Genomic DNA, 8241 nt, shown 5'->3' with positions numbered 1-8241 from the left:
AGTTCTATTACTGGTGCGAAGATATCAATCGTGGACTTGATAATGCGGACGAGGCGGCCAAAGCCAGGAATACAGATCAACTGGCACTAGAAGAGAAGAGGATAGATTCAAAATGCCAAAAGCTTTTCTCAGACTACCTTGAGCCCGCCGCGAATACGCTGAAGAAACATGGAGTATCACCTATGTAGGCGCTCAACAGTACTCTGGGAGGTACTGAAGCGGGCGCGGCTTTTCCGCATGAAGCGGATAATAGAATACGTATTATGGATAGGAGAAGGATTAGCGCTAATGGTTAGGCTTGCATACATAAAAACATCATAAACGAAATTTATTTTGGATAATTATGATCAGTAAATCCACTGTGCTAGTCCTAGGCGCCGGTGCAAGCAAGCCGTATTACTTTCCGGTTGGAAGAGAGTTGTTTGAGCAAGTGGTCCAAGGGATAAGATCATCGGATGGACGACTGTCACGACAGCTGCAAGTATGCGGCCGTGGGGAGGAGGAAATTGATTCCTTTTGTCATGAGCTTGAAAGGGCGCAACAACCTTCCGTTGATGCATTTCTCGAACACAGACCAGAGTTCCTGGAGATCGGAAAGCTCGCAATCGCAGCTGAATTGGTATTAAAGGAACAAGAGAAAATCCTTATTCCTACCTTCACTGAATATGAAGGATACGAGGGGCGTTGGTACGATTACTTATTTGGCATGATGGGAGCGAGCATTGATGAATTCAAAAGAAACAAGCTGGCCGTGGTTACTTTCAATTACGACAGGTCTTTTGAGCATGCACTGTTCTTGTTCCTGAAACATAATAACAACTTGTCCGATGAGGAAGCGGAGGAGCTTCGAACTAATGTGCCTGTAGTTCATATGTATGGTCAACTTGGCGGACGTCGATATAAGCCAACCATCCCTGGCGCCAGAGATCCGATCAACCCCGATTTTGTACAACAATCGGCAGATAGCATAAAAGTTGTGCATGAAAGTGTTGGAGACAGTCCGGAGTTCTCGGCCTCGCGTTCGTTGCTTCAGGAAGCCGAAGTCGTCTGTTTTTTAGGTTTCGCGTACCACAAACAAAATGTGGAAAGATTACGACTTGACCAGCTGGATCAAGGTGTGGTTCTATTTGGTACAGCCCTTGGATTAGGCACTGCTGAACGAGCACGGGCCGAGAGAACTGTTGGGAGAATTAGGTTGTATGAAAACCTCGATGCTTTACAGTTCTTACGCGAAGTCGATGCTTTCTCCTAGCTATGCTTGCCAATAGCTCCCCTCGCCTATCCGGCTGCGCAATGCAATCCCAATCACCTATTGGCTATAGGCATTTAACGGGGGGATTTTACGAATTGCATAGTGGAGGAAAGTCAAAAGATAGGTAGCCGGAGTGTGCTTGTCTTCTTTAGCAGTCTTAGTAAGTCAGCCGGAGGGCGGTCCTGAATTCCTTGCAGAGCACCGTTTTCCTGGCTACCATCGCGGGAGGTCGGTTCGAATATGATCCTGTCTAACTGTAAACAGAGGAGCAGTCGCATGCGATGCCGAAGTTCTGGAGTACTGGGAAAACCCACCCCAGTCCGCCAGATGGCGAATCGAATGATCGAAGGACGTCGTCCTGAGCTCAGTCGAAGGGCGGCGGGCTCAGTTATCGCACTTCGACAGGCTCAGTGCGACAATGCTAAGCGCTAACCGCTGACCACTATTCTTTCCCCCGCAGCCGCAGCATGATGGCGTTAGGCGCCTGAACCCGGCTCTCCCACACCCGTCGCACTGAGCGTTCGGCTGAGCGGTGCCTCTCCTCCCTCCTGTCATCGCGAATCCCGTCCCGAACCTTCGGGACGGGGTGTGGCGATCTCTACTGACCGCTGACCACGCCGATGGCAGACTCAGGGCAAGCATCCAATATCCAACATCCAGTACCCATATTCTTGCGAAATATGTGCTGCATTGTCATTACAACAGCCATACTTTCAGCGCAAAGGAGGTGAATACTGGTGGCCAGGAATGCTTCGATTTCGGTAAGGATGGAACCCTCTCTCAAGCGTGATGCCGAGAAAGTTCTGCGCAACCTGGGACTGCCCGCCTCTCAGGCGGTGACTTTATTTTTCAGGCAGATTGTGCTCCAGAATGGGCTCCCCTTTGAGGTCAAGCTGCCGAATAAGGTTACGCGTGAAGCCCTGCAAGATGCCGTGAAAGGTCGGGATCTCACCAGCTACGCCAGCGTTGAGGAGCTCTTCGAGGACCTGGGGATTTGAAACGCCGAAGGCCAGATCCTGATATGAAACGACTTACCACCACTATATCAGCCCTCGCATTGCTGGTCATCGTTCCCCTTCTGCCAGGACCTATCCAGGGTAACGCCCATACATTCGTGCAGGTTGGCCCTGAGGCGGCGAGCCTGCCCCGGGGAGAAATTGTCAGGAGTGTGATCTGCACCCAGGTTCCCGGCCAGAGCTACGCCTTGTATCTCCCTGCGAGGTACCGTCCCGATCAGGCCTGGCCTATAATCTACGCCTTCGATCCGGCTGCCCGGGGCTACCTGCCGGTGGAACATTATCGGGAGGCGGCCGAGAAGTACGGTATCATCATCGCCGGCTCCAACAATTCCCGCAACGGTCCCTGGGTGGACAATTTCACCGCAGCAGCAGCCATGTGGGCCGACACCCACCAGCGCTTCGCCCTAAATTCCAGCCGGGTGTACGTCACCGGCTTTTCCGGCGGGGCCCGCGTAGCTTGCGAAGTGGCCTCAATGCCCCGCTACCGGGTGGCAGGGGTCATTGCTCACGGCGCGGGCTTCCGACAGGGACACGAACCCACCCCAGATCTGCCCTTCAGCTTCTTCGGCATCGTTGGTAATGAGGACTTCAATTTCCTGGAACTGCAGGAACTGGACCGGACCCTCGACGACCTGGGTATCCCCAACCATATCGCAGTTTTCGACGGCCCCCACAACTGGGCGCCGGAAGCAGTCTGCACCGAGGCGGTGGAATGGCTGGAGCTCCAGGCCCTGCGGTCAGGCATCCGCGAAAAGGATCTGGGCCTTCTGGATACCCTCTATCAAAAACGACTGCTGGCAGCGGAAGAATATGAAAAGGCTGGGCAGTTCTACGAGGCCCATCACAGCTATACGGCTCTGGCGCAGGACTTCCAGGGACTCCGGGCCGTACAGGAGATCGAGGATAAGCGGGACCAACTGGCGGTTTCCAGGGCGGTCCGGCGCCGCCTTAAAATCGAACGACGTCTCCTGAAGCAGGAGGACAACGCACTGAATGCCATCGGCGGGAACTTTGCCGCCATTGTTGATCCCGCCCGGCGGGTCGCGGCCATCGAGTCCATCGTGAGCACCGCGAAACACTACCAGCGACTGGTCAGGAAAAAGCGCGAGCCCCATGAACTCCACCTGGCGGCTAGAGTTCTAAACTACATCAACAACCTGGCCTTTACCGAAGGCAGCGCCTACCTCAATATGAAGTATTATCCGGAAGCGGTCGCAGTGCTGGAAATGTGGGCTGCTATAAACCCGGACTGGCCGGAGCCGTTCTATAACCTGGCGGGAGCCTATACCCTGATGGGCGATACCGATAAAGCGCTAGCCGCACTACAGGCGGCCATTGACCGGGGCTTTGACGACGTCGCCCATATCGAGGCCAATCCAAGATTGTTCCTGTTGCGCAAGGAGCGGGCCTATCGGCAAATGGTGGCAGAACTGCGTCAAAAACGGTAGCGAAACCGCCGGTCGATACCTCGGCGGCAGCAATTGTATCGCATTCTGCCCATGCATCCGGCTCTCCCACACCCGTCGCACTGAGCGTTCGGCTGAGCGGTGCCTCTCCTCCCTCCTGTCATCGCGAATCCCGACGGTAACGTCGGGATGTGGCGATCCCCGCTGACCGCTGACTTGTCCGGCGTAGCGAAGCGTAGACGGATCGCTACTCTTTCCCCAGCAGCTTGAGCATAATCGCGTTCTGCACGTGCATCCGGTTCTCGGCCTGGTCGAATACAATGGAGTAGGGTGCCTCCATCACCTCGTCGGTGACTTCTACGCCCCGCTCGGCCGGCAGGCAGTGCATGAACCAGGACTCCTTCCCCGTGGCGGCCATAAGCTCGGCCGTCACCTGAAAGCCCTTAAACCTGGCGCGCCGTTCTTCGACTTCCTCCTTCTGCCCCATGCTGGCCCAGACGTCGGTATAGACAACATCGGCTCCGGCCACGGCCGCCAGCGGATCGTCGGTGATGGTGACCTCGCTAAGCCCCGCCTGCCGGGCCAGCGCGACCGTAGCCGGGTCAGGCTGATAGTCCTCCGGGCAGGCAATGCTGAGGGTAAATGGCAGCCGGGTTGCCAGGCGCAGCCAGGAATGGACGATGTTGTTCCCGTCACCGACATAGGTGACCTGCAGGTCATCCAGGTGCCCGCGGCGCTCGTAGATGGTGAACATGTCAGCCATGATCTGGCAGGGATGGTTGTAGTCGGTGAGGCCGTTCACCACCGGTACCGCTGCATACTCGGCCAGCTCCAGGATGTGCTGGTGGTCGAACAACCGGGCCATGATGATGTCGTTGTAGCGACTCACCACCCGGGCGACGTCCTTAACCGCCTCGCGCTGGCCGATACCGACGGAATCGGGTCCCAGGTAGAGGGCGTGGCCGCCCAGACGGTAAAAGCCGGTCTCGAAGGAGATGCGGGTCCGGGCCGAGGGCTTGGCGAAGAGCATGGCCAGCGTGAGGCCCTGGAAAGGGCGATAGTCCTCCCGAGCCTTGAATTTAGCCTTGACCTCCCCAGCCAGGTCGAAAAGCCCCTTTATCTCGTCGGCGGTCAGGTCGGTGATATGCAGGAAGTCCTTGGTCATATAGGAATCTTCAATGAAAATATCAGAATGACAGATTTAAAGAGTGAAATAAGGTCTAGTGTTTTATAGCCGCCTTCGGAGCACTACTCCCGGATTCCCATTTTGCATCTTGCATTTTGAAATTTGCACTATTGCCTAAAGTTTATATCGGCTCAGGTCCCGGTCTTTGGCAATGGATTTTATTACACCCTTTCCACTCCGTATGCAAGAATGCACCGGGGTAAGGACTTTTAGCCTGTCCTACCGAGATACTCTTCGTACTCCTCCACCAGAGACGGTTGATGGAGCGTTTCGGCAAATACTCGCAGCCACTTCCGAACGTATTCGTGGTCCATTTCTTTTCCGCTGCGAAACAGAATCCCCTCCACATCTTCCCGATCTCTGGGCCGTTCGGATATGAATTTCAACAAAACCAGATCCTCAGCGGTAGCTACACGCATGGAAAAACCAGGTTCGATCTCAATGTCCCTGGCCCGGCTGAAAGCCTCCCGCTCCATATCAGTCCCCGCACAGATTAAATCCACGGGAATGCCTGACTCAGTCTCGATCGGCAGGACGTTCGTCCGGGCGATAAAAGCCTCCGGATCATCGGGGATAAGCTTGAAACGCTCCCGGGCTGCCTTTACCAGTGTATCCCTCTCATCAGGGCGAATGCCTACCGAAATATCCACGTCCTCGGTAGCTCGAACCCCGCCCCAGACCTGTACTGCCAGTCCCCCGATGACCATGAACGACCAGCCTTCGCCCTCAAGAAAAGCTTGAACTTCCCTGACAGCTTCCAGTAGGGCAATCATCCTGGCTCCGTCCGCCCCAAGGCGTCCATCCTCTTTCGCCACCGAACCAGCTGCTCGGTCTCATACTGCCTGAGCCGCTCCCTGTCACCCCACTTGGGCAGCTTGTCAGCCAGCTCCATGAGCTGGATAAACTGCCGGAGGGAATCGGTAATCGAAAGCGAATGCAGGCGCTCCCGCTCCCTCAATCGCCTGAGCTGCTCAACCTCCTGCCAGCGGTCCGCGAGCATAGCCCATTTTACATTTTGAAATTTGCACTAGTGCTTACAGGATATACCGGCTCAGGTCCTGGTCCTTGGCGATGGCGGTCATCATGTTCTGGAGACAACCTACTTCAAGAATCTGATGAACTCATCTGCGCTCAGCCCCGCCTGACGGATAATCGCTCTCAGGGTGCCTCGGTCCAGAGCTTTGTGATCGGGAACAACTACTTGAGCGAAGGGATCATCCCGTCGCAAAATCATATGACTGCTGGTTTGCCGTTTCTGGTAGAAGCCTGCCTTTTCAAGCGCATGGACGCACTTGCGTCCTGAAATCACGGGCAGCTTGCTCATACAGCCACGGTCAGGAGTTCAAATCGCTCCTCGGGAACCGGCAGGCCGTCCTCCTCGAGTGCGGCTATATATCCCTCGATAGCCTCACGGATATTGCGAATAGCCTCTTCCTTGGTATCACCCTGGCTTATGCAACCGGGCAACGAAGGACATTCGACCACCCAGTAGCCATCTTCACCAGGATAAATGATTACTTGCCGCATTGTTTAATCCCCATTCGGTTCAAACCACCAGTATAACGTTGCTCGTGTATCGTCGGTTCTCTACGAGCTCCCAACCTCCTGCCAGCGGTCCACGAGCATAGCCCATTTTGCATCTTGCACTTTGAAATTTGCACTAGTGCTTACAGGATATACCGGCTCAGGTCCTGGTCCTTGGCGATGGTCCCGACCTTCTCCTTCACCAGCTCTTTGCTAATGGAGATCTGCTTGTCTTTACCTTCCGGCTGTTCGAACAGCACATCCTCCAGCAGCGTGGTGAGGATGGTATGGAGCCGCCGGGCGCCGATGTTCTCCATGCTCATGTTCACTTCGTAAGCCACCCGGGCGATTTCGTTAATGGCGGCTCTATCAAATTTGATGTCCACTCCTTCTGTGCTGAGAAGGGCGGTGTACTGCTTGATAAGAGCATTCCGGGGATGAGTGAGGATTTTAACGAAATCCTTCTGGGTCAGGTCGTCCATCTCTACTCGAATGGGGAAACGGCCCTGCAGCTCGGGGATCAGATCGGAGGGCTTGCTCACGTGGAAAGCCCCGGCCGCGAGAAAGAGAACATGTTCGGTTCGCACCACCCCATACTTGGTGACAACGTTGCTGCCTTCCACGATGGGCAGGATATCCCGCTGGACCCCCTCCCGCGATACATCGGGACCCGCAGCGGCCGATGATTCACCAGCGATCTTATCGAGCTCGTCAATAAAGACAATCCCCATCTCCTCCACCCGCCGCAGGGCCTCCCGAATTACCTCATCCACGTCGATGAGCTTGCCGGCTTCTTCAACGGCCAGGAGTTTCCGCGCTTCGGTAACGGTGGTCTTCTGGGTGCGGTGCTTTTTGGGGAGGATATTCCCCAACATCTCCTGCAGGTTCATGGTCACATCATCTATGCCAAAGGGACCCATCACCTGCAGCATCGGCATATTGTCCGTGTGGGTCTTGACTTCAACGAGGCGATCCTCGAACTCGCCCGTTTCCAGCCGCTCCCGAAGCTTTTCCCGGGTGCGCTGATGCCGCGCGCGAAGCTCTTCCTCCAACTGGTCCCTATCACCGACTTCAGCAAAAGCAGGTTTGAGGCGCTCATCCACTGGGAACAGAATATCCAGCAGCCGCTCATTGGCCAGCTCGCAGGCCTTCGCTTCCACCTGCGCCTCTTTCTCCTGCCGAACCATGCCCACTGACACTTCGGTCAGGTCCCGAATAATACTTTCCACATCCCGACCGACGTAGCCCACCTCGGTGAACTTGGAGGCCTCCACCTTGATGAAGGGTGCACTGGCCAGCATGGCCAACCGCCGGGCGATCTCCGTCTTGCCCACCCCGGTGGTCCCGATGAGGATAATGTTGTTGGGCATGATCACTTCCCGGAGGTGATCAGGTACCTGCAGGCGGCGCCAGCGGTTGCGCATGGCAATGGCTACGGACTTCTTGGCCGCCTGCTGCCCAACGATGTAGCGGTCCAGTTCCCTTACAATCTGCCGGGGCGTCAGCTCTTTCATCCCAGCTCGAGGATAGTCAACTGGTCATTGGAATAGATACAGATGTCGGCGGTGATCTCCAGCGCGGTTTTAACGACGGTTCTGGGGTCCTTCTCGCCGTACTTGATCAGAGCCCGGGCCGCCGCCATGGCGTAGCCGCTGCCCGAACCGATGCTGATGACGTTGTCCTCGGGATCGATGACGTCGCCGGAGCCGGAGAGAATGTAGCTGTTGCGGGTGTCCATCAGTGCCAGGTAGGCATCCAGCTCCCTGAGGTACTTGTCGGTGCGCCACTCCTTGGCCAGCTCCACCGCCGCCCGCTGGAGGTTCTGGCTGTACTCCTCCAGCTTGGCCTCAAACT

Annotated in this window: 11 protein-coding genes; 4 read left to right on the top strand and 7 right to left on the bottom strand. The window is 55.8% G+C overall.

All coding sequences use genetic code 11. The features are described from left to right. From ACETWG_03775 to ACETWG_03760, 4 genes are all read left to right on the top strand, one after another. The coding region (locus ACETWG_03775; protein ID MFB0515707.1) for a hypothetical protein at positions 1-188 on the top strand (188 nt) is incomplete at its 5' end. A gap of 155 nt (positions 189-343) precedes the next feature. Further along, positions 344-1252, top strand: a complete 909-nt coding sequence (locus ACETWG_03770; protein MFB0515706.1) for a hypothetical protein — start codon at positions 344-346, stop codon at positions 1250-1252. A 737-nt stretch (positions 1253-1989) separates the two neighbouring features. After that, the gene (locus ACETWG_03765; GenBank protein ID MFB0515705.1) at positions 1990-2250 is read left to right on the top strand and encodes a type II toxin-antitoxin system RelB/DinJ family antitoxin; all 261 of its coding nucleotides are present in this window, start codon (positions 1990-1992) and stop codon (positions 2248-2250) included. Between the two features lie 23 nt (positions 2251-2273). Further along, a complete protein-coding gene (locus tag ACETWG_03760; protein ID MFB0515704.1) occupies positions 2274-3719 on the top strand; it encodes a hypothetical protein in 1446 nt (481 codons plus the stop codon). 205 nt (positions 3720-3924) lie between these two features. Here the strand turns inward: ACETWG_03760 and argF are convergent, their stop codons facing one another. The 7 genes from argF to hslV all read right to left on the bottom strand — a co-directional run. Then, positions 3925-4842, bottom strand: coding sequence for an ornithine carbamoyltransferase (gene argF / locus ACETWG_03755; protein ID MFB0515703.1), 918 nt, complete (start codon positions 4840-4842; stop codon positions 3925-3927). 230 nt (positions 4843-5072) lie between these two features. After that, positions 5073-5636: a nucleotidyltransferase gene (locus tag ACETWG_03750; protein MFB0515702.1), complete on the bottom strand. Its 564-nt coding sequence runs from the start codon at positions 5634-5636 to the stop codon at positions 5073-5075. Beyond that, the gene (locus ACETWG_03745; protein ID MFB0515701.1) at positions 5633-5863 is read right to left on the bottom strand and encodes a hypothetical protein; all 231 of its coding nucleotides are present in this window, start codon (positions 5861-5863) and stop codon (positions 5633-5635) included. The genes ACETWG_03750 and ACETWG_03745 overlap by 4 nt, the downstream gene beginning before the upstream one ends. Before the next feature lie 99 nt (positions 5864-5962). After that, the gene (locus tag ACETWG_03740; protein ID MFB0515700.1) at positions 5963-6187 is read right to left on the bottom strand and encodes a type II toxin-antitoxin system HicA family toxin; all 225 of its coding nucleotides are present in this window, start codon (positions 6185-6187) and stop codon (positions 5963-5965) included. Then, a complete protein-coding gene (locus ACETWG_03735; protein MFB0515699.1) occupies positions 6184-6390 on the bottom strand; it encodes a type II toxin-antitoxin system HicB family antitoxin in 207 nt (68 codons plus the stop codon). The genes ACETWG_03740 and ACETWG_03735 overlap by 4 nt, the downstream gene beginning before the upstream one ends. Before the next feature lie 140 nt (positions 6391-6530). Next, the gene (hslU, locus tag ACETWG_03730; GenBank protein ID MFB0515698.1) at positions 6531-7901 is read right to left on the bottom strand and encodes an ATP-dependent protease ATPase subunit HslU; all 1371 of its coding nucleotides are present in this window, start codon (positions 7899-7901) and stop codon (positions 6531-6533) included. After that, on the bottom strand, positions 7898-8241 hold a 344-nt coding region (gene hslV / locus ACETWG_03725), incomplete at its 5' end, for an ATP-dependent protease subunit HslV (GenBank protein MFB0515697.1). The genes hslU and hslV, both read right to left, overlap by 4 nt.

The organism is Candidatus Neomarinimicrobiota bacterium, assembly GCA_041862535.1.
In the GTDB taxonomy this organism is placed as follows: Bacteria; Fidelibacterota; Marinisomatia; order SCGC-AAA003-L08; family TS1B11.
Note: the sequence above shows the minus strand (reverse complement) of the source record. Positions and strands in the feature narration are given on the sequence as shown.